The sequence below is a fragment of the Streptomyces sp. NPDC041968 genome (genome assembly GCF_055589025.1).
Genome location: NZ_JBVJCB010000006.1, coordinates 189,385 through 209,953 on the forward strand (window position 1 = coordinate 189,385; position 20,569 = coordinate 209,953).

Here is a 20,569-nt window from a genome sequence, read left to right on the forward strand (position 1 = left end):
GCGTCACCGGGCCACGGGCCTGACCAGCAGGTCGTGCGGACGGAGGGTGATGCCCACCCGGACCGCGTCGTTGGAGCCGGCCACCTGCTCGAAGCGGTACTTCGCGGCCAGGGCCGCCGTGATCAGCGTCAGCTGCGCCATCGAGAAGTGGTCGCTCGGGCACTTCCGATTGCCGACGCTGAACGGCTTCATGGCGTATTTCGGTACCGCCCCCGCACGCTCCGGAAGCCATCGGTCCGGGTCGAACTCCAGGTTGTCGGCGTACGACTTCGCATCGCGCTGGATTGCGAACGGACTGTAGATGATGTCCGACCCGGCCGGAATGCGATAGCCACCGAGTTCGGTCTCGACGACCGCGCGGCGCGTCAATACCCACACGGCGGGACGCAAACGCATGGCTTCCACGATGACATTGTTCGTGTGGGTGAGTCTGCGGACGTCCTCGAATGCGACGGGGCGCCCTCCGGTGACCTCCCGGACTTCGTCCCGTATGCGGTCCGCGTGTTCCGGGTGGTCGGCAAGTGCCTGCAGCAACCACATGATGGTGGAGGCGATGGTCTCACTTCCGGGGGTGAGTATCGCGACCACCTGGTCGTGGATCTCCTGTTCACCGATCGGGTCACCATTGTCGTCCTTCGCCTCCAGCAACGCCGTCAGCAAATCGTCCGGCTTTTGACCGGACGCGCGGCGCTCGGCGATGATCTCGTCGACCAGCAGGTGCAGATCGGCCAGCGCGTTGTTGAATTCGCGATTGGCCGGAAGCGGCAGCCGGTAGAGCGGCCCCAGCGGGACGACCATGCGCCGGTACATGCCCCGGAAGACGGTGGCGAGCGCGACGCACAGCCGCTCCGCCCGCTCGTCCATGTACTGGCCGCGCAGCAGGCAGCGGGCCGCGACGCGCACGGCGACCCGGAAGGACTCGGAGGTGGCGTCGACCGTCCGCCCGGGCTGCCAGCGTTCGGCGAGCGCGTGTGCCTCCTCCTCCATGATCGGCCCGTAGGCGGGGATGGCGTCGAGCCGGAACGCCGGCTGGATGGTGCGCCGCTGCCGGCGGTGGAGCGGGCCGTTGGCCGTCGCCACGCCCTCCTTGCCGAGCAGGCCCTCCAGGGACTCCCAGAGCGGACCGGCTATGTGGTAGTCGGGGCTCAGGGCCAGGGCGCCCGTGAGTTCGGGCGCGGTGACCGCGTAGACGGTCTTGGGGCCCAGCTTGATGCGAACGATGTCACCGTGGTCGCGCAGCTGGGACATGAAGGCCAGCGGGTCACGGGCCAGCCGCCAGCCGTGGCCGAGGAGCGGGACGCCGCCGCCCGCCACGGGCGGCTCGCGCAGCTCGGGTGTCGCCTGGTCCCGGCTCACGGGGGACGCGGGCGCGTCCTGTCCGGCGGTCGCCGGGGACTCGGGGAAGGACTGGACGGTCATTTCTCACCTGCCGCTTCGTTGTTGACGTACGGGGGTGTGGACCGGTCGTCCCAGTTGTCGACCATGTACCGGCCGGACTCGTGGTGGAACCAGTAGACGGAACTGAACCAGTTCCGCATATTGCCGACGTTGGCCCGCACCGCGCCGCTCAGTTCTTTTCCGCGCACGGTGCCGTCGTCGAGCCGGTCGGCGAGCCGTAACGCTTCCTGTTCCACGCCGAGAAATTCGGTGATGCATTCCTCCACGCACCGCCGGACTTCCCCTATGGATTCCTCCAGGGTCAGTCCGTGATGAGTGATGAGGCTGATACCGAGATTGTGGACCTCGTCGCCCGCAATTTCCTTGGGCAGGGAGCAGAGGTCGTTGTACCAGGCGGCGAATTCCTGACTCAGTAAGGCGGCCCGACGGTACGCCGGGTGTTTCCGCACGGTGTCCGGGAGTTCGCAGCCCGCGCTCGGCTCCAGCAGATCGGTCCAGATCCAGTGCGCGAACGTGAGCCGGCGCAGTTCGAGGTACTCCTCCACCCCGGGCACGATTCCGTGGGTCCGGTTGTGGAATTCCCGGTCGTACGCCTCGATCACCGCGTGGAAGTGCCGGGCGAACCGGGCATTCCACTTCGCCGGCGGCGGCAGGAAGGCGTACAACCGCCGCACACTGTCGGCGAACCCGGCGACCAGGGTGTCCTCGTGGTGCAGGTGGTCCTCGGGAGAGTCGAGGGCCGCGTGCAGCTGGTTCCGCAGCCGCCGCCAGGCGCCGGGGCGGTCGTGGACGATGTCGCGGTCGTGCCGGTCGTCCCAGACGAAGAACCAGGCGCTGTAGTCCGCGATCGCCTGCAGGACCTCGTCGGGGGCGCCCAGGTAGTACCCCGCCATGAGATCCGTGTAGCACAGGCCATCGGCATATTCCGCGACCTTGTCCGCCGGCATGAGCCGTTTCTCGAGCAGCCAGGTACGGGTCTTCTCCTGGAGCCGCGGCCAATACGGGTGCAGTCGGCGGGGAAATGCCGCCTCGATCACCGGAAGGCGGAGCGATGGCGGTACTGCGATCGCGGTCGGTGTCGCTGTGGTGCCGTGTGAGAAAGCATGCACGAACAAACCCCTCTCAGCCGCCGGTGGCGCACCCCTCGCGCTGAGCGGGGCGTGCGCCGTTGCGTATCCCCGCGCTTCCTATTCAGCACCACAACTGACCGCTATGGGAACGGATTTGCTCCATTCACTACCCCTGGTGCCGGAATTCTCCTGTTGTGTGGCAGGTTCCGACAGACGCACGGCGCCTGCCCGGGGGAGTCCCGAACAGGCGCCGTGCGTACGGAAGATGTGTGACCGGTGGGGCGGTGTCAGTCGTTCGCGACCACGGGGTAGCGCGGCTCGTTCTCGGCCATCTGCCGCAGCGCTTCCCTGCGTTCACGCTTGGAGAGCCGATCGATGTACAGGTACCCGTACAGGTGGTCCGTCTCGTGCTGCAAACACCGTGCGAAGTAGCCGGTGCCGCGCACCTTGACCGGGTTGCCCTTCTCGTCCTGCCCGGTCACCTCGGCGTAGTCGGGGCGGGCGAGCGGCGCGTAGGCGGTGGGCACGGACAGGCAGCCCTCGTTGCTGTCGTCCAGCCGGCGCCGGTCGGCGGGCAGTTCGACGAGCCGCGGGTTGCAGACCACGCCCACGTGGCGGACGCCCTCGTCGTCGGGGCAGTCGTAGACGAAGACCTTCTTGGCGACGCCGATCTGGTTGGCGGCGAGGCCGACGCCCTCGGCGGTGCGCTGGCTGGCGAACATGTCCGCGACCAGCTGCTGGAACTCCTCGCCGAAGTCGGTGACGTCCTCGCACTCCTTGTGCAGCACCGGGTTGCCGACCACCGTGATCGGACGCGAGGTGCCGCGCTCCCGCCAGGCCGTCTCGCGCTCCTCGCACTCCCCGGTGTCGACGACGAACCCGTCCTCGTCCACGGGGAGCACGCCCGCGTGCTGCTGATCGGTGTCCTGCTGGGCCATGACCGACGTATGCCTTCCTCGAACAACTAAGGGTGATGCCGCCGGCGACCGCTGCCGCCCAGGCGCTGGTAAAGACTACGGGGCCGCTCAGCAGACCTCTTCCAGATCCCGCCAGTCACGCGAGTCCGGGCTGTCCGCGACCCACCCGTCCAGCAGCCCCCTCACCAGCGCGGCCGGCGCCGCCACCCCGCACTCCCGCTCCGGCACCCACAGCTGCCCGTCGGTGCGGTGGCCGAGCGGCCCGGGATGCCCCGGTTCGCTGTGGTCGTGCGGGTCGAGGTGCTCGCCCTCGCCCTCGTCGGACGGCATCCGTGACTCCGAGCACATCCGGCACAGCAGCCGGACCGACGACGACCAGTCCTCGGCGGCGAACCCCGCGTCGGCGGCGAGCTGCTCCAGGGCGTCCCGGTCGGCCTCGGTGGCGGCCTCCAGGAGGACCACCCAGGTGGGCACGGGCGACGGCGCCCACAGCTCGATCTCGTCGAAGACCGGGTAGGCGTGTCCGGCGGTGGTGGTCCGCTCCCCGTGCGGCACCCCGTCGTGCAGGACGACCTCACCCCAGCGCCGGCCGGAGGAGGGCAGCGGGATGGACAGCACCTCGACGCGGGCGGGGTCCAGCCGCCGCCCCCAGACGACCTCGGCCTCCCCCTCCGGGGACAGCCGGACGGCGGCGCTGCCCAGCTCCATGCCGAGCGGCTCGCCGGCGTCCGTCGCGTTCCCCGGGGTACGCAGCCCGTAGGCCTGCCAGGCCCGGCGGGCCAGCGGCCAGTCCTGCAGGGCGGTCGCCGCGATGCCGACGTTCCACCAGTCGGGCGCACCGACGTCCCGGTCGAGCAGCGCCACGGCCCGCAGGCCGGCCGCCCTGGCCTGCTCCCAGTCGTGCCGGAACTTGTGCAGCAGGGCGAGGTTGAACCAGGACTCCGACAGCCACGGTTCCAGGTCGGCGGCGCGCGTGAGCAGCGCGCCGGCATCCTCGTACCGACCGTCGCCGATCAGTGTGAACGCCCGGTCGGTGGCCTGCCGCCAGGAGGCGGAGGGCCGGTGCCGTCCCTTGCCGAAGATCCTCACGATTCCCGCCTGCCAGTTCCGTTCTGTGGGCTGGCTGTGCCTTCCCGCGCCCCCGGACACCTTCTCCTTCGCATCCAACCACGTACGGCCACGAGGTCGCTCATTACCCATGGGTTACCCAGTAGCGGGGCCGGTAAGACAGCCCGCCCCCGTCCCGCCCCTGCCCTCAACCGAGCCGCTCACGCCTGGCCTCTCCCTGCCGGGAGAGCACCCGGGCCAGCGCCTCCACGACGTCGGGTGCGTAGTCGTCCGCGGTGGCCAGGCGCAGCTCCTCCAGCGCCGTGAGGCCGCCGCCGGGGCCGGCGTCCCGCGCCTTCTCCTCGTAGGCGTTGACGGCCCGCACGATCCGCGCGGCGAGCGGCTGCTCCCGGCAGGGGTCGGCCTGGCGCTCCACCACCACCGCGACCGCCGCGTCGACCCCGGTCTGGCGCACGACGGCCCCGCCGAGCAGGGCGATGCGCCGCTGCTCCGCGGCGGGCAGGCAGGCGGTGGCTCCGGCCGGTACCGGGTCGACGAGGCTCAGCTGGCCGATGTCGTGCATGAGGGCCGCGTACTCCAGCACGGTCAGGTCCGTGCCGGACAGCCCCAGCTCGCGCCCGACGGCGCCGCTGAGCCCGGCGACGCGGCGGGCGTGACCGGCCGGGGTGTACCCGGCGATCTCGGTGGCCCGGGCCAGGGAGGCGATGGTCTGCCGGTAGGTGGCCCGCACGGCCGCGTACCGCCGGTAGGACAGCTGGGTGAGGAGCAGCGGTACGCACAGGACGGGGAGCGCCCACAGCCCCGCGACGGCCACCGCGAGCGCCATCACCGCCCCGGTCGCGCAGACCGCGGACGTGATCCCGACCATGCCGCGCAGCTCCTCGCGCAGCAGCGGGCCGAAGGGCCACCCGGTGCGTGCGTGCGCCGGGGCCGCGGCGAGCAGGGCGTCGCACAGCGCGGTCAGGGCCAGCAGGGCGAGGAGCAGCAGCACCTGGGCGGGACCGCTCCAGTCGTGGAAGGCCCCTTGGGTGTACAGCGGCCGGAAGCACACGGCGGCGAAGGCGACGGTGAGCACGCGCCGCGCCAGGTGGTCCAGCACGGGCCCGCCGCCCCGCGCGATGCGGGGCACGCTGCCGAGCAGGGAGGCGGCGAGCACGACGGTGACGGTCTGGCCGACGCCGTGCTGGGTGGGCCGCCCGGCGACGTCCCCGAGCAGGGCGTACGCCGGCGCTCCGGCGGCCGCGAGCGGCGCGGCCTCCCGGGCCCCGGTCCCCGTCCACCGGGTCAGCTCGCCGAGGGCGACGAGAAGACCGAAGGCGAGCGCGGCGGACCGGTCCGCCGGTCCCGACCACAGGACGGACACGAGGGAGGCGAGCGCGAGCAGCCCGGCACACGCCGGGAGCAGCGTGTAAGCCGCCGACGCCCGGGGCCGGTACGCGGTCAGGGGCCCGTACGGTGACGCCGTCACGTCCCGCCCCCGCAGTGGGTGCCGGTGCCTCGCCCCGGCTGTTCCGTCATCGCGCCCCTCTCCCCGCGCTGTTCCGCGCCCCTCCGCCGACGCTGTCCCCCGGCTCCCCACCGCGACGGCCCGGGACCGCGTCCGGGGGCCTGGCCGGCGTGCCGTCCGCCGTCACGGCCGGGCGCCAGCCGTGGCGGTCCAGGGCGCGGACCAGCGCTCCGACCATCCGCGGGTCGAACTGGGCCCCGGCGCACCGCCGGAGTTCCTCCACGGCCGCCGGGACGGGCCGGGCCCGGCGGTAGGAGCGCGTGGACGTCATCGCGTCGAAGGCGTCGGCGACGGCCACCACCCGGGCCGACTCCGGGATCCGGTCGCCGGTCAGGCCGTACGGGTAGCCGCTGCCGTCCAGTCGTTCGTGGTGGTGGAGGACGGCGGCCCGGGCCTCGCCCAGGAAGCGGATGCCGCGCACCATCTCGTGCCCGTACTCGGGGTGCAGCTCGATCACCCGGCGTTCCTCGGGCGTCAGCGGCCCGTCCTTGCGCAGCAGCCGGGTGGGCACACCGAGCTTGCCGACGTCGTGCAGGATCCCGGCGAAGCGGAGCGTCTCGACGCGCTCGTCGTCCATGCCCAGTTCCCGGGCGATCATCATGGAGGCCTGTCCGACGCGCTCGCTGTGCCCGCGCGTGTAGCCGTCCTTGATGTCGACGGCCTGCACCAGGGCGCGGATGGTCGCCTGGTGGGCGGCCCGCTCCCGGTGGTACTGGGCGAAGGCCCACCACGCCACGCACATCGGCGGCAGCACGAGCAGCGCGGCGACGGCCCCGTACGGGCTGCGCCACAGGACGGCCATCATCAGCCCGGCGAGACCGTGCACGGCGATCGGCGCCGGCGACCGGGAGAACAGCCCGCGCCAGGCCCGGCGCGCGGGCACCCGGTCGGCGAGCACCGAGATGCCGCCGTCCAGCAGGGTCAGCACCAGGCAGAAGGCCAGCACCGCGGCCCCCGCCGGCCCGAGCGCGTACGGGAAGTCGGCCGCGACGACCGCCTCCGGGCCGTCGAGGCCCCCGTGCACCCGTGCCGCCGCCCACACGGCGAGGGCCAGCTGAGCGGCCCGCCAGACGCGCCGCAGCGCGGCGGGGCGCCGCGCCACCGGCGACAGCAGGGCCCCGGGCAGCGCCACGAGCGCGGCGGCCGGCGGTGGCAGCAGGAAGGCCCCGGCGAGCAGGACGGGGTAGCAGGTGCCGAAGGAACAGGAGCGGGCGGAACGGGCGGCCAGCTCCGAGCCCGCGCACAGCCCGGCGAGCAGCGCCACGGTCCACCAGGGTGTGTCCGCCTCCGGCAGCGGGCGCAGACAGACCAGGGCGGCGAGGACCGCGCCGGCGACGTACGCCCGCGCGCGTGCCGGTACGGCGTCCATGTGCCCCTCCCCCGGCCATGTCTGTCAGGCTCCGGAGCCTAGGGCGGGGGCAGGGACGTGCGGACAGATAACCCGCGGATTAGCACGTACGAGTGATGTGGCTCCTGACGTGCCACGTCACGTAAGGGGACCGGACCGGTACGGAACCGGACCGGTCCGGGACCGCCTCAGGACTCCTGCGGAGTCGGCGGCGCGGCCGTGACGTCGTGTTCGGGCACGGACTGCCCGGAGCGGATCAGGTCGATCCGGCCCATCACCTTGGACCTCAGGTCACCCGGTACGTCGTCCTGCCCGCAGCACCGCTTGACCAGCTTCTTCACGGCCTGCTCCAGCCCGTACTTCTCCAGGCAGGGCGAGCACTCCTCGAAGTGGTGCTCGAACTTCACGCAGTCCGAGTCCGGCATCTCCTTGTCGAGGAACTCGTAGAGATGATCGAGGATTTCGCTGCACTCCGTCTCGTGCGGCTCTCCGCAGCTCATGACCCCGAGCCTTTCGCTTCGTTCGACTCTCCGGCGCCGGCCGGGACCAGGCCGCGATCGCGGGCGTAGTCCTCCAGCATGCCGCGCAGCTGACGCCGTCCACGGTGCAGCCGGGACATCACCGTACCGATGGGTGTCCCCATGATGTCGGCGATCTCCTTGTAGGCAAAGCCCTCGACGTCCGCCAGGTACACGGCGATACGGAACTCCTCGGGGATCGCCTGGAGCGCCTGCTTCACGTCCGAGTCGGGCAGATGGTCGAGCGCCTGCGACTCGGCGGAGCGCAGACCGGTCGACATGTGCGACTCGGCGCGCGCGAGCTGCCAGTCCTCGATCTCCTCGGCCGCGCTGCGCTGGGGTTCGCGCTGCTTCTTGCGGTACGAGTTGATGAAGGTGTTGGTGAGGATGCGGTACAGCCACGCCTTGAGGTTGGTGCCCTCGCGGAACTGGTGGAAGGACGCGTACGCCTTGGCGTAGGTCTCCTGCACCAGGTCCTCGGCGTCGGCCGGGTTGCGCGTCATGCGCAGCGCGGCCGAGTACATCTGGTCGAGGAACTCCAGCGCGTCCCGCTCGAAGCGCGCGCTGCGCTCCGCGGACGACTCCGTGCCCCCGCCCCGGCCCTCGGGCTGCTCCGCCTGGCCGTGTTCGGTCCCTGCGTCGGTCCCAGTGACCGGACCCACCTCCTCCAGTGACGTCACGGAACCGAATGCGGCCCCGCTCGAATCGGAGGATAGACGACCTGCGGTCAAGGCCGCTTGTCCAAGGGTCGAGGGCGCTCGTCCCGCGGCCGGGGACGCCGGCCGATCCGGTCCGCCCGACGTCCGGACGGGGGCGGTCTTCGCCGCGTGCAGCACTGTCCAGTCCAGGTCGGCGCGGCTGCTGCGACTCGGGCAGAAGGCTGATGCCATGCGACGGGCTCCCTCTCGTACGGCGTCGGTGCTGGTGCTGGTGCTCAGCACGGTATGTCCGCCACAACAGCGGCCGTCCGCCGGTCATTCCCGGGCCGTCACCCGAGTGAGCGGACCCACTCCAGGACCCCGTCGGTGATCGTTTCCAGGGCCTGTTCCTGGGTGGTCGGCGCCCGCTTGGGCACGGCGAGACCATGGTCGCCGTACGCCACCTCGATCAGGTCGTAGGTGCCCGCCGGGGTCTTCGGGAACTCCTCCGGGCGGCCGAACGGGTCGTTGCCGCCCTGGACGACGAGGGTCGGCACGCCGGCCCCCAGCAGTTCCTCCGCGCGGGACTTCTCCGGCTTGCCCGGCGGGTGCAGCGGGAAGCTCAGGGCGAGGACGGCGTGGGCGCCCAGTTCGGCGGCGGTGCGGCAGGCGACGCGGGCGCCGGCGCTGCGGCCGCCCGAGATCACCGGCAGCCCGGGCGCGGCCAGCGCGGGCCAGATGCCCCGCCAGCCGGCGTCCAGGGTCTTCGGCGCGGGCGCGAGCTTCCTGCCGGCCACCCGCCAGGGCTGCTCGACGAGGGCGACGGTCACGCCGTGCGCCGGCAGCGCGTCCGCCAGTGCCCTGAGGTCGCGCGCCTCGATGCCGCCGCCCGCGCCGTGGCTCACGCCCAGTACGAGACGGGGCGTCTGCGCCGGGTGCCAGGTGACGCGGGCGGTGCCGGTGTCCGTGGGGACGGTCTCGGTCTGCGTGTTCTCGCTGCTCACGTCAGAAGAGTGTGCCCTCTTCCGGTCCCTCCAGCTCCTTCAGCAGCTCGGGACCGTTGTTGCGCACGTTGCTCACGGCCGTGGTGACGGGGAACGCCCGCATCAGCCCTGCGGGCGGCGGCGCCAGCAGCGAGGTCAGCTCGTCGGGGTCCGTGCGCGTCGGGTCGAGCCAGTCGTCCCACCGGTCCGGCGTGAGCATCAGCGGCATCCTGGGGTGGATGTCCGCGAGGGCGTGCGGTCCGTCGTCCGGGGCGAGCGCCAGGGGGGTGGTCTCGGCCTCCGTGGTGATCACCGAGCACGTGACCCACCAGGCCCGCGGGTGGTCGTCCGGCAGCGTCTTGTCCCGCCAGAACTCGTACAGGCCCGCCATGGCGAAGACGGACCCGTCGGCCGGGGTCACGAAGTACGGCTGCTTGCGGGGCCGCTTCCTGCGCCCCTCGACCTCCAGGTCGCGCTCCTGCTTGCCGGTGACCCATTCGAAGTAGCCGTCGGCGGGCAGGATGCAGCGCCGGGTGGCGAAGGCACGGCGGTAGGACGGCTTCTCGTGGACGGTCTCCGCGCGCGCGTTGATCATCCGGGCGCCGCCCTCGGGCGTCTTGGACCAGGAGGGGACCAGGCCCCACTTCAGCTTCCGCAGCTGGCGAACCGGCTTCGGGTCCTCGACGTCCTTCAGGGGGCGGTCGAGGACGGCGTAGACCTCCTTGGTCGGGGCCACGTTGTAGTCGGGCTCCAAGGTCTCCTCGGGCTCCCACTTCTCGATCCCGAAGATTCCCGCGAGATCCTCGGGTCGACGACTCGCCGCATACCGTCCGCACATACGTGCCACACTGCCAGGCCCGCCCGTCTTCCGGCCACCACCCGTCGACGGGACGGCGCGCACCACCTGCCCGACCGATCGCACGAGGAGCCCTCACCGGACATGGACCACCTCGCATCGGCCTCGCTCGCCTCCCTCTGGGACGAGGTCTCCGGCACCCAGCCCGATCCCGACCTGTGGGTGGTGATCGCGACCCTGGTCGCCGCGCTCGCGGTCGTCGTGCCGCACGGGCTGTGGCGGATAGCCCGCAACGCCGTCACCATCGCCCACGAGGGCGGCCACGGGCTGGTGGCGCTGCTGACCGGGCGGACGCTGACCGGCATCACCCTGCACTCGGACACCAGCGGCCTGACCGTCAGCCGGGGCAAGCCGCACGGGCTCGGGATGATCCTCACCGCGGTCGCCGGCTACACCGCTCCCCCGCTGCTCGGCCTCGGCGGCGCCGCGCTGCTGGCCTCGGGACGCATCACCCTGCTGCTGTGGCTGGCGACGGCGCTGCTCGCCGCCCTGCTGGTGATGGTCCGCAACGCCTACGGGGTGCTGACGGTGGTGCTCACCGGCGCCACCTTCGTCCTGGTGTCCTGGCTGGCCGGCCCGCAGGTGCAGGCGGCGTTCGCGTACGCGGTGGTGTGGTTCCTGCTCCTCGGCGGGGTGCGGCCGGCCTTCGAGCTGCAGGCGAAGCGGGCGCGCGGCGGCACCGGCGACTCGGACGCGGACCAGCTGGCCCGGCTGACGCACGCGCCGGCGGGGGTGTGGTTCTTCCTGTTCCACGCGGTGTCGCTGTGCTCACTGGTGGGCGGGGGACGCTGGCTGCTGGAGCTGTGAACGCGACGGTCCCCCGCGTCCGCCGCGTGGTCCGCGCTCTCCGGCCGCTGTCGCATATATGCACGGCACATGCCCTCGCAGCACTTTCGGTCAGGTTTCGCCGCTTTTGATCAAGATCTGTGCTCGTCCTCAGCCATTAAAGTGGGGCCCATGACCGTGAACCCCGCGCACACCGCCCTCTGGCCCGCCCCGCACGCGAGCGGGGCCGTCGACGCGACCGTCCATGTGCCCGGGTCCAAATCGGTCACCAACCGCGCTCTGGTACTGGCCGCCCTCGCCTCCGAGCCCGGCTGGCTGCGCCGTCCGCTGCGCTCCCGGGACACCCTGCTGATGGCCGGGGCCCTGCGCGCGATGGGCGTCGAGATCGAGGAGGGCGTCGGTCCGGACGGCACCGGCGAGTTCTGGCGGGTCATCCCGGCGGGCCTGCGGGGACCGGCCACGGTCGACGTCGGCAACGCCGGCACGGTCATGCGCTTCCTGCCGCCGGTCGCCACGCTCGCCGACGGCCCCATCCGCTTCGACGGCGACCCGCGGTCGTACGAGCGTCCCCTGCACGGCGTGATCGACGCGCTGCGCGCCCTCGGCGCCCGGATCGACGACGACGCGCGGGGTGCGCTGCCGTTGACCGTGCACGGTGGCGGGGCGCTGGAGGGCGGCCCGGTCGCGATCGACGCCTCCTCGTCCTCGCAGTTCGTGAGCGCCCTGCTCCTGTCCGGACCGCGCTTCAACCAGGGCGTCGAGGTCCGCCACACCGGCTCCGCGCTGCCGTCCATGCCGCACATCCGCATGACCGTCGACATGCTGCGCGCGGTCGGCGCCCAGGTCGACACCCCGGAGTCCGGCGGCGAGCCGAACGTCTGGCGGGTCACGCCGGGCGCGCTGCTCGGCCGGGACCTGACCATCGAGCCGGACCTCTCCAACGCCCAGCCCTTCCTGGCGGCGGCGCTGGTGACCGGCGGCAAGGTGGTCATCCCGGACTGGCCGTCCCGCACCACCCAGCCGGGTGACCGGCTCCGCGAGATCTTCACCGAGATGGGCGGCGCCTGCGAACTGACGGACTACGGGCTGGTCTTCACCGGTTCGGGTGCCGTGCACGGCATCGACGTCGACCTCGGCGAGGTCGGCGAACTGACCCCGGGCATCGCGGCCGTCGCCGCCCTCGCGGACTCCCCCTCGACCCTGCGCGGGGTGGCGCACCTGCGCCTGCACGAGACGGACCGCCTGGCCGCGCTCACCAAGGAGATCAACGAACTCGGCGGTGACGTCACCGAGACCGCCGACGGCCTGCACATCCGCCCGCGCCGGCTGCACGGCGGCGTCTTCCACACCTACGAGGACCACCGCATGGCCACGGCCGGCGCGATCATCGGCCTCGGCGTGGAGGGCGTGGAGATCGAGAACGTGGCGACGACGGCCAAGACCTTGCCCGAGTTCCCCGACCTGTGGACCGGGATGCTCGGGGCGTAGGGACGGATCGCCATGCGCCGCTACGGCAAGCACACCGACGAGGACGACATCCGGTCCCGCCCCAACCGCAAGGGCAACCGACCGCGCACCCACACCCGGCCCAAGCACGAGGACGCGGCCGAGGGTTTGGTCCTCACCGTGGACCGCGGACGCCTGACCTGCCTCGTCGAGGACCGGGTGGTCATGGCGATGAAGGCCAGGGAACTCGGCCGCAAGGCCGCGATCGTCGGCGACCGGGTGGCCCTGGTCGGCGACCTCACCGGCACGAAGGACACCCTCGCGCGCATCGTCCGCATCGAGGAGCGCAGCTCCGTCCTGCGCCGCACGGCGGACGACGACGACCCCTACGAGCGCGTCGTCGTCGCCAACGCCGACCAGCTCGCCATCGTCACCGCCCTCGCGGACCCCGAGCCGCGCCCCCGCCTGATCGACCGCTGCCTGGTCGCGGCCTTCGACGGCGGCCTCACCCCGCTGCTGGTGATGACCAAGTCGGACCTCGCCCCGCCGGACGAACTTTTGGAGCTGTACGGCGCGTTGGACATCCCCTACGTCGTCACCAGCCGCGAGGAGCTGGAGAACGGCGCCGCGGCCGACCTCGTCCGGGAGCACCTGGACGGCAAGATCACGGCCTTCGTGGGCCACTCCGGCGTCGGCAAGACGACCCTGGTCAACACCCTGGTGCCGGAGGACCGCCGTCGCGTGACGGGCCACGTCAACGCGGTGACGGGACGCGGCCGGCACACCACCACCTCGGCCCTCGCCCTGCCCCTGGCCACGGACACGGGCGGCTGGGTCGTCGACACGCCGGGCGTACGGTCGTTCGGGCTCGCGCACATCGACCCGTCCCGCGTGATCCACGCCTTCCCCGACCTGGTGCCGGGCACCGAGGGCTGCCCCCGCGCGTGCAGCCACGACGAGCCCGACTGCGCACTGGACGCCTGGGTCGCCGACGGACACGCCGACCCGGCCCGGCTGTACTCGCTGCGCCGGCTGCTGTCGACGCGGGAGCGGAAGGAAGGCGACTGACAGGAAGGCGGCGACCTTCGCGTTGTTTGCCGTGCCGTGCCACCGGTAAGTGCATAATCGCACCAAGCCGGATCCAAGCCTGAGCAAAGCCGGACGTAGCGACCAAGTGAAGACGAGCAGGCGACGCAGCGGTCACGGTACGGGACTACGGGAGGACACGACATGGCGTGGCTGCTGGTCATAGTGGCCGGGGTGCTCGAAACCGGCTTCGCCGTCTGCCTGAAGCTGTCGCACGGCTTCACCCGGCTCTGGCCCACCATCGCCTTCTGCGTCTTCGCGCTGGGCAGCTTCGGCCTGCTGACCATGTCCCTGAAGAAGCTCGACGTCGGCCCCGCGTACGCGGTGTGGACCGGCATCGGCGCGGCCGGCACCGCCATCTACGGCATGATCTTCCTCGGCGACCTGGTCTCGACCCTGAAGATCGTGTCGATCAGCTTCGTCATCATCGGCGTGATCGGACTGCAGTTGTCGGGCTCGGCGCACTGACGCGTCCCCCGTCACACCGTCAGTTCGCGCGGCAGCACGGTGCGTACGAGTTCCCCGGCCCCTCCCTCGCCGGGCGGCGCCGCGACGCAGGACAGCGCGAGCCGTACGGCCAGTTCGCAGGAGCGGGTCAGTTCCGTGGCGCTCGGCGGCGTGGGCGGGCCCGCGCCGTTCAGGGCGGCGACGGCACGGTCGCGGACGAGGGCGACGAGGTCACCGGGTGAGGGCAGCGGGCCGTCGGCGCGGCGCTGCGCCGGTACGGCGGAGGTGGACGGCACCGCCGTCAGGGCCGGGGCGGGCAGCCGTTCGCTCCAGCAGCCGGTGAGCATGGCCCGTACCAGGACGTTCTCGCGGGCGGCGGACGTGGTCCACTCGGCGGTGGCGGCGAGCCGTTCGCGGGGGTCGCCCGGGCCGCCGGACAGCGCGCGGTCCACCCCGGCCAGGTACCCGTCCGCCTCCCTGCGGACGAGCGCCCTGGCGAGTCCGTCCTTGCTGCCGAACTCGTTGTACAGCGTCTGCCGGGACACCCCGGCCGCCGCCGCCACGTCCACCATCCGCACAGCGGCCCACGGTCGACGCGCCAACGCCGTGTAGGCGGCATCGAGCAGGGACTCCCGGGCTGCAGGCACCATCGCCTCCCTCGGGCCGAACGACCTGGTGCCCAGATTTGACGGGTATGGGGGCACTGTCAAGGGTCCTCGCGCGGCAAGGATGCCCCGCCACGCCGGGCCGGACGGCCCCCTCCGCCGCGGCCCCACCCGCCCGCGTCCCGCCAACGACCGGGCGCCGCCCCGCCCGAGGCGCCCCTCCGTCGACTCGGCCCCGCTCGTCCCGCGAAACCCCTGGTGGCCCCGCCCCGCTTCCGGCAGATACCGTGACCGCATGGCCGACTACCTCGACGACCTCCGCCTCGCCCACGTCCTCGCGGACGCCGCCGACGCCGCGACGATGGACCGCTTCAAGGCCCTCGACCTGAAGGTCGAGACGAAGCCGGACATGACCCCGGTGAGCGAAGCGGACAAGGCCGCCGAGGAACTCATCCGCGGCCACCTCGCCCGGGCCCGGCCCCGCGACTCGGTCCACGGCGAGGAGTTCGGCGTGGCGGGCAGCGGCTCCCGCCGCTGGATCATCGACCCGATCGACGGCACCAAGAACTACGTGCGCGGCGTCCCCGTCTGGGCCACCCTCATCGCGCTCACGGAAGCCGCCGAAGGCGGTTACCAGCCCGTCGTCGGCCTCGTCTCCGCCCCGGCCCTGGGCCGTCGCTGGTGGGCGGTGAAGGACCACGGCGCCTTCACCGGACGCAGCCTGACCTCGGCCTCCCGGCTCCAGGTCTCCCAGGTGTCCGCGCTCTCCGACGCCTCCTTCGCGTACTCCTCGCTCAGCGGCTGGGAGGAGCAGGGCCGGCTGGACGGCTTCCTGGACCTGACCCGCGAGGTGTGGCGCACGCGCGCGTACGGCGACTTCTGGCCGTACATGATGGTCGCCGAGGGCTCGGTCGACCTCTGCGCCGAACCCGAGCTCTCCCTCTGGGACATGGCCGCGAACGCGATCATCGTCACGGAGGCCGGCGGCACCTTCACCGGCCTCGACGGCCGCCCCGGCCCGCACAGCGGCAACGCGGCGGCGTCCAACGGCCGGCTCCACGACGAGCTGCTCGGCTACCTCAACCAGCGCTACTGAGCGCGCTGCGGGCGCGCCTCGAGCGCCCCGCTCCGCACTCTTCACGCCCTCTTGTTGACCTGTGCTTTACCTGCCACTCTGAGAGTCCCCCACTTGTGAAATTGTGAATCCATGAACCAACTCATGGATCACCGGCAGGAGGTGGCTCCACCCATGCTCGTCCGCCAAGCCATGAGCACGGTCGTCCTCACCATCGGCCCCGACCACACCCTCCGCCAGGCCGCCGCGCTGATGTCCGCGCGCCGCGTCGGCGCGGCCGTGGTGCACGACCCCGACGCCGGCGGCATCGGCATCCTGACCGAACGCGACGTCCTCATCTCCGTGGGCCTGGGCCAGGACCCCGACACCGAACGGGCCCACGCCCACACGACCACCGACGTCGTGTTCGCCGCGCCGTGCTGGACCGTGGAGGAGGCCGCCCAAGCGATGGTGCACGGCGGTTTCCGCCACCTCATCGTCCTCGACGGCGGCGAGCCCGCGGGCATCGTCTCGGTCCGCGACATCATCCGCTGCTGGGCGCCGGCCCGACCGCGGCACGAGAAGCCGGCGGTGACGGCCTGAGCGGACCGCGCGACGACGACGAACGGGCCGGACCCCCGTTCCCGGGGATCCGGCCCGCCGCTACGACAAGCGGTCCAGTGCTGGACGTCAGCCGCGCAGGGCCTGGACCGCGGCCTCCAGCCGCTTGCCGAAGTCTCCGTCGGCCTGACGGAAGTTGTTGATCGCGCGCTCGACGATGTCCTCGCGCGAGACCTGGGAGATGCCGCCCGCCAGGTTGGCGACCAGGCGCTCCTTCTCCTCCTCCGTCATCAGGCGGTAGAGGTTGCCCGCCTGGACGAAGTCGTTGTCCTCGGCGTGCACGGGAGCCTCGGTGTTGCCCGTGACACCGGTGAGGGCCACCGGCTGCCACAGCGCCCGGTCCGTCTGGAACGGGCCGCCGAAGCTGTTCGGCTCGTAGTTCTTCGCGCCGCCGTGCCGACCGTCGTACAGGAAACCGTCACGCGCGTGGGTGCGGGCCTCGGTGGCGTGCGGGCGGTTCACCGGCAGGTGGTCGGCGTTGATGCCGACGCGGTAGCGGTGGGCGTCGCCGTACGCGAAGAGGCGGCCCTGGAGCATCTTGTCCGGGGACGGGCCGATGCCGGGCACGAAGTGCGCCGGGGAGAAGATCGACTGCTCGACCTCGGCGAAGATGTTCTGCGGGTTGCGGTTGAGCTCCAGCTTGCCGAACCAGACGATCGGGTAGTCCGCGTGCGGCCACACCTTGGTCAGGTCGAACGGGTTGAAGCGGTAGGTCGCCGCCTCGGCCACCGGCATGATCTGCACGCCGACCGCCCAGGACGGGAAGTCGCCGCGCTCGATGGCCTCACGCAGGTCGCGCTGGTGGGAGTCGGGGTCCTCACCGGCGAGCTTGGCGGCCTCCTCGGCGGTCAGGTTCTTGATGCCCTGGTCCGTCTTGAAGTGGTACTTCACCCAGAAGGCCTCGCCGGCCTCGTTGTTCCACTGGTAGGTGTGCGAACCGAAGCCGTCCATGTGCCGGTACGAGGCGGGGATGCCGCGGTCGCCGTGCAGCCAGGTCACCTGGTGCGTCGACTCCGGCGACAGGCTCCAGAAGTCCCAGACGTTGTCCGCCTCCTGGCTGCCCGTGTACGGGTCGCGCTTCTGGGTGTGGATGAAGTCGGGGAACTTGATGGCGTCCTTGATGAAGAACACCGGGGTGTTGTTGCCGACGAGGTCGTAGTTGCCCTCTTCGGTGTAGAACTTCAGCGCGAAGCCACGCGGGTCGCGGACGGCGTCCGCCGCACCCAGGTTGCCGGCCACGGTCGAGAAGCGGAGGAAGGTCTCCGTCTCCTTGCCGACCTCGGAGAGGAACGCGGCACGCGTGTACCGGGTGACATCGGCGGTGACCGTGAAGGTGCCGTAGGCGCCGGCACCGCGGGCGTGCACGACACGCTCCGGGATGCGCTCACGGTTGAAGTGGGCCAGCTTCTCGAGAAGGAGCTGGTCCTGGACGAGCACGGGGCCGCCGGCACCCGCGGTCTCGCTGTTCTGGTTGTCGGCTACCGGAGCACCGGCCTCCGTAGTAAGCGGTCCCTGAGTCACGTACGCCTCCTGCGCCAATCCTGCAAAACCTGTCCCTTGGCTAATGCCGGTCTCGATCCTACAATAGACATTGTCTAAGTCAAGTAAGGCTCCAAAGTCACACACGTTCGGGACCTGGTCCCCCTAGCTGTTAGGCTGGCCTCCATGAGTGACCTACTGGAACGACTGCGCGGACGCGGATGGCGCATGACCGCGCAGCGGCGTGTGGTGGCCGAGGTCCTCGAGGGCGAACACGTCCATCTGACGGCCGACGAGGTGCACGCCCGAGCCGTGGACAAGCTCCCCGAGATCTCCCGGGCGACCGTCTACAACACCCTGGGTGAACTGGTCTCGCTCGGCGAGGTGCTCGAGGTCGCGACGGACAAGCGCGCGAAGCGGTACGACCCCAACGCGCACCGGCCGCACCACCACCTGGTCTGCGCCCAGTGCGGCGCGATCCGCGACGTCCACCCGACCGGCAATCCGATGGCCGACCTCCCCGACTCGGAGCGCTTCGGCTTCACCGTCTCGGACGTCGAGGTGACCTACCGCGGCACCTGTCCGAACTGCGCGGCGGCCTAGACCCCTTCCACGTACGAGTGAGCCCCGGCAGCCTCTGGTTGCCGGGGCTCACTCACGTCGCGACCGCTGCTTACGGCGCTCACTGCCGCCCAACACGCCGAGGGCCGGAACCCTTTCGGATTCCGGCCCTCGGCCTTCAGTAGCGGGGACAGGATTTGAACCTGCGACCTCTGGGTTATGAGCCCAGCGAGCTACCGAGCTGCTCCACCCCGCGTCGATGAAGTGAACACTACGTCAACCCCTCGACCGGAAGCAAATCGCTTCCGCCCCGGCCGCGCCCCGCCTCCGCCCCGCCGGGCGGCGCGGAGGCGCGCGGCGTCAGGCCGACAGCTCCTGCCGCAGCGCGTCCCGCAGCCGGGCCGCCCGTTCCGCCACCTCCCGAGGTCCCAGCGAGACGGCCCGGTCGGCCCACCGCTGCCCCTGGGCCAGCTCGCCCCGCCGCGCGCAGACCAGCGCCAGCCGCAGCGCCGCCCGCCCGTGCCCCGCGTCGGCCGCGCGGCGCCACCACACGACGGCCTCGGGCTCGCTCCCCTCCCGCGCCAGCAGCAGCCCGAGGTTGAAGGCGCCGTTGCGGGACCCGGCCTCGGCCGCCTCCCGGTACCACCGGGCCGCCTCCACCACGTCGCCCCGGGCCGCGGCCAGCATGCCGACCCGCACCTGGGCGCGGCGGTGCCCCTGGGAGGCCGCCCGCTCGTACCACTCCTCGCACTCGGACTTCTCGTGCGCCGGCTCGCCCAGCTCGTGGGCGGGCGCAGGCGGCCGGCGGGCGTCGAGCACCGTCGCCAGGCGGTAGGCGGCCTCCGCGCTGCCACCCCCGGCCGCGCACCGCAGGAACCGCTCGGCGTCGCGCTCGTCCCCGGCACGCAGGCGCGCCATCCCGACCTGCAGGGCCGCCTCCGTGTGCCCGGCGGCCGCGGCCCGCTCGTACCAGCTCAGCGCCGCCCGCTCCTCGTCCCGTCCCGCGTGCAGGATGCCGAGGTTGAAGGCGGCGTCCACACTGCCCGCCTCGGCGGCCTTGGAGAACCACGGCTCGGCGCCGGTCTCGTCCCCGCCGCGCAGCAGCAGGATCGCCAGCGCGTTGGAGGCCTCCCGGTGTCCCGCGTAGGCCGCCCGGCGGTACCACTGCTCGGCCTGCGTGGTGCGCCCCTGTTCGGCGCAGAGCAGCCCGAGGTTGTACGCCCCGTTGTCGTCCCCGGCGTCCATCGCCGCGCGGTACCAGCGCTCGGCGGTCTGTGTCTCGCCACGCTCGGCGTGCAGCGCGCCCAGGGCGTTGGCGGCGTTGCCGTCGCCGTCCTGGGCGGCCCGCAGCCACCACACGGCGGCGCTCTCGACGTCCCCGGCGTCCCGGAGCAGGAAGCCGAGCGCGCAGGCCGCGCGGGCCTCGCCGTCCTTGGCGGACGTCAGGTACCAGCGCGCGGCCTCCTTCAGCTCGCCGCGCTTCTCCAGGATCGTCCCGAGGTGCAGGGCGGCTCGCCGGTGACCGCGTGCGGCGGCCTGCCGGTACCACTGCTCGGCCTCCTCGGACGCCGGGGTCGCCGGCCCGTCCTCGGAGTCCCGGTCCGGCCGGGCGGCACGGTCCAGCGACCGGGCCAGCCGGTAAGCGGCCTCCCGGTGCCCGCGTTCGGCCGCGGCCCGCATCCACCGCTCGGAACCGGCCTCGTCGCCGCGGTGCTCCAACAGGTCCGCGAGCGCGTAGGCGCCCAGCACGTGTCCCTGTTCGGCGGACTGGCACAGCCAGTACTCGGCGGCGGGCTCGTCCCCGCGCTCGCGGAAGTGCCGCCCCAGGGCGTGCGCGGCCGCGGCGGACCCGGCGACGGCGGCGATCCGCCACCAGCCGGCGGCCTCGTCCGCGTATCCGCGCTGGTGCAACAGGACGCCCAGGTTGTTGGCGGCGGCTCGGTCGCCGGCTGCGGTGGCGGCGCGCAGGTGGGTCTCGGCGCCGTCGAAGTCGCCGCGGCGCAGCAGCATCGCGCCGAGGACACTCATCGCCTCGACGTCACCGGCATCGGCGGCGATCCGCCGACGCACTTCCTCGGCGGCCTCGTCGGCGACTTCCTGAGCCTCGTCCGCGGTCTCCTCCTGACCCGACGGCTGGGCAAAACGCCCTGTGCCGAACAGATTTGCCATGTCCCCCATAAC

General features: G+C 72.2%; 20 protein-coding genes and 1 tRNA gene. 7 read left to right on the plus strand and 14 right to left on the minus strand.

Annotation, left to right across the window (positions count from 1 at the left end; translation table 11 throughout):
• Positions 1 to 3: 3 nt before the first annotated feature.
• The 10 genes from ACZ6EG_RS16820 to ACZ6EG_RS16865 form a co-directional block, all read right to left on the minus strand.
• Positions 4 to 1,419 (minus strand): bifunctional albaflavenone monooxygenase/terpene synthase, encoded by a 1,416-nt coding sequence (locus ACZ6EG_RS16820; protein ID WP_391969621.1) that lies wholly within the window; start codon positions 1,417 to 1,419, stop codon positions 4 to 6.
• Positions 1,416 to 2,507: an epi-isozizaene synthase gene (gene cyc1 / locus ACZ6EG_RS16825; RefSeq protein ID WP_469605220.1), complete on the minus strand. Its 1,092-nt coding sequence runs from the start codon at positions 2,505 to 2,507 to the stop codon at positions 1,416 to 1,418. The genes ACZ6EG_RS16820 and cyc1 overlap by 4 nt, the downstream gene beginning before the upstream one ends.
• A gap of 248 nt (positions 2,508 to 2,755) precedes the next feature.
• Positions 2,756 to 3,406, minus strand: a complete 651-nt coding sequence (gene def / locus ACZ6EG_RS16830; protein ID WP_391969623.1) for a peptide deformylase — start codon at positions 3,404 to 3,406, stop codon at positions 2,756 to 2,758.
• An 87-nt stretch (positions 3,407 to 3,493) separates the two neighbouring features.
• A complete protein-coding gene (locus ACZ6EG_RS16835; protein ID WP_356604419.1) occupies positions 3,494 to 4,474 on the minus strand; it encodes a tetratricopeptide repeat protein in 981 nt (326 codons plus the stop codon).
• Positions 4,475 to 4,640: 166 nt separating this feature from the next.
• The gene (locus tag ACZ6EG_RS16840; protein ID WP_391969794.1) at positions 4,641 to 5,897 is read right to left on the minus strand and encodes an HD-GYP domain-containing protein; all 1,257 of its coding nucleotides are present in this window, start codon (positions 5,895 to 5,897) and stop codon (positions 4,641 to 4,643) included.
• Positions 5,898 to 5,967: 70 nt separating this feature from the next.
• Complete coding sequence (locus tag ACZ6EG_RS16845) at positions 5,968 to 7,329, minus strand: HD-GYP domain-containing protein (protein WP_469605224.1); 1,362 nt, start codon at positions 7,327 to 7,329, stop codon at positions 5,968 to 5,970.
• Positions 7,330 to 7,496: 167 nt separating this feature from the next.
• On the minus strand, positions 7,497 to 7,808 hold the full coding sequence (gene rsrA, locus ACZ6EG_RS16850; protein ID WP_356604415.1) for a mycothiol system anti-sigma-R factor: 312 nt from the start codon (positions 7,806 to 7,808) through the stop codon (positions 7,497 to 7,499).
• Positions 7,805 to 8,488: an RNA polymerase sigma factor SigR gene (sigR, locus tag ACZ6EG_RS16855; RefSeq protein WP_391969795.1), complete on the minus strand. Its 684-nt coding sequence runs from the start codon at positions 8,486 to 8,488 to the stop codon at positions 7,805 to 7,807. Before sigR ends, rsrA begins: the two co-directional genes overlap by 4 nt.
• A gap of 326 nt (positions 8,489 to 8,814) precedes the next feature.
• A complete protein-coding gene (locus ACZ6EG_RS16860; protein ID WP_469605227.1) occupies positions 8,815 to 9,468 on the minus strand; it encodes an alpha/beta hydrolase family protein in 654 nt (217 codons plus the stop codon).
• 1 nt (position 9,469) lies between these two features.
• A complete protein-coding gene (locus ACZ6EG_RS16865) occupies positions 9,470 to 10,285 on the minus strand; it encodes an SOS response-associated peptidase (RefSeq protein ID WP_469605230.1) in 816 nt (271 codons plus the stop codon).
• 102 nt (positions 10,286 to 10,387) lie between these two features.
• Here ACZ6EG_RS16865 and ACZ6EG_RS16870 point away from each other — a divergent pair, with 102 nt between their 5' ends.
• The 4 genes from ACZ6EG_RS16870 (at position 10,388) to ACZ6EG_RS16885 (ending at position 14,089) form a co-directional block, all read left to right on the plus strand.
• Entirely contained in the window at positions 10,388 to 11,110 is a 723-nt protein-coding gene (locus tag ACZ6EG_RS16870; protein WP_391969627.1) for a M50 family metallopeptidase, read from the plus strand.
• Between the two features lie 150 nt (positions 11,111 to 11,260).
• Complete coding sequence (gene aroA / locus ACZ6EG_RS16875; RefSeq protein ID WP_391969628.1) at positions 11,261 to 12,577, plus strand: 3-phosphoshikimate 1-carboxyvinyltransferase; 1,317 nt, start codon at positions 11,261 to 11,263, stop codon at positions 12,575 to 12,577.
• A 12-nt stretch (positions 12,578 to 12,589) separates the two neighbouring features.
• Entirely contained in the window at positions 12,590 to 13,603 is a 1,014-nt protein-coding gene (rsgA, locus tag ACZ6EG_RS16880; protein ID WP_391969629.1) for a ribosome small subunit-dependent GTPase A, read from the plus strand.
• A gap of 162 nt (positions 13,604 to 13,765) precedes the next feature.
• The gene (locus ACZ6EG_RS16885; RefSeq protein ID WP_053136842.1) at positions 13,766 to 14,089 is read left to right on the plus strand and encodes a DMT family transporter; all 324 of its coding nucleotides are present in this window, start codon (positions 13,766 to 13,768) and stop codon (positions 14,087 to 14,089) included.
• A gap of 11 nt (positions 14,090 to 14,100) precedes the next feature.
• Here the strand turns inward: ACZ6EG_RS16885 and ACZ6EG_RS16890 are convergent, their stop codons facing one another.
• The gene (locus ACZ6EG_RS16890; protein WP_391969630.1) at positions 14,101 to 14,718 is read right to left on the minus strand and encodes a TetR/AcrR family transcriptional regulator; all 618 of its coding nucleotides are present in this window, start codon (positions 14,716 to 14,718) and stop codon (positions 14,101 to 14,103) included.
• Between the two features lie 250 nt (positions 14,719 to 14,968).
• Here ACZ6EG_RS16890 and hisN point away from each other — a divergent pair, with 250 nt between their 5' ends.
• Positions 14,969 to 15,769, plus strand: a complete 801-nt coding sequence (hisN, locus tag ACZ6EG_RS16895; RefSeq protein WP_383645098.1) for a histidinol-phosphatase — start codon at positions 14,969 to 14,971, stop codon at positions 15,767 to 15,769.
• A gap of 153 nt (positions 15,770 to 15,922) precedes the next feature.
• Positions 15,923 to 16,330, plus strand: a complete 408-nt coding sequence (locus ACZ6EG_RS16900) for a CBS domain-containing protein (protein ID WP_391969631.1) — start codon at positions 15,923 to 15,925, stop codon at positions 16,328 to 16,330.
• An 87-nt stretch (positions 16,331 to 16,417) separates the two neighbouring features.
• Here ACZ6EG_RS16900 and ACZ6EG_RS16905 read toward each other — a convergent pair whose 3' ends face one another.
• Positions 16,418 to 17,869 carry a catalase gene (locus ACZ6EG_RS16905; protein WP_469605243.1) on the minus strand — a complete coding sequence of 484 codons (1,452 nt, stop codon included), beginning with the start codon at positions 17,867 to 17,869 and terminating at the stop codon, positions 16,418 to 16,420.
• Positions 17,870 to 18,013: 144 nt separating this feature from the next.
• Between ACZ6EG_RS16905 and ACZ6EG_RS16910 the strand changes: the two genes are divergently transcribed.
• Positions 18,014 to 18,430 (plus strand): Fur family transcriptional regulator, encoded by a 417-nt coding sequence (locus ACZ6EG_RS16910; protein WP_053136827.1) that lies wholly within the window; start codon positions 18,014 to 18,016, stop codon positions 18,428 to 18,430.
• Between the two features lie 140 nt (positions 18,431 to 18,570).
• Here ACZ6EG_RS16910 and ACZ6EG_RS16915 read toward each other — a convergent pair.
• Positions 18,571 to 18,644, minus strand: a tRNA-Met gene (locus ACZ6EG_RS16915).
• Positions 18,645 to 18,748: 104 nt separating this feature from the next.
• Positions 18,749 to 20,566 (minus strand): tetratricopeptide repeat protein, encoded by a 1,818-nt coding sequence (locus ACZ6EG_RS16920; RefSeq protein WP_469605247.1) that lies wholly within the window; start codon positions 20,564 to 20,566, stop codon positions 18,749 to 18,751.
• Positions 20,567 to 20,569 lie beyond the last annotated feature (3 nt).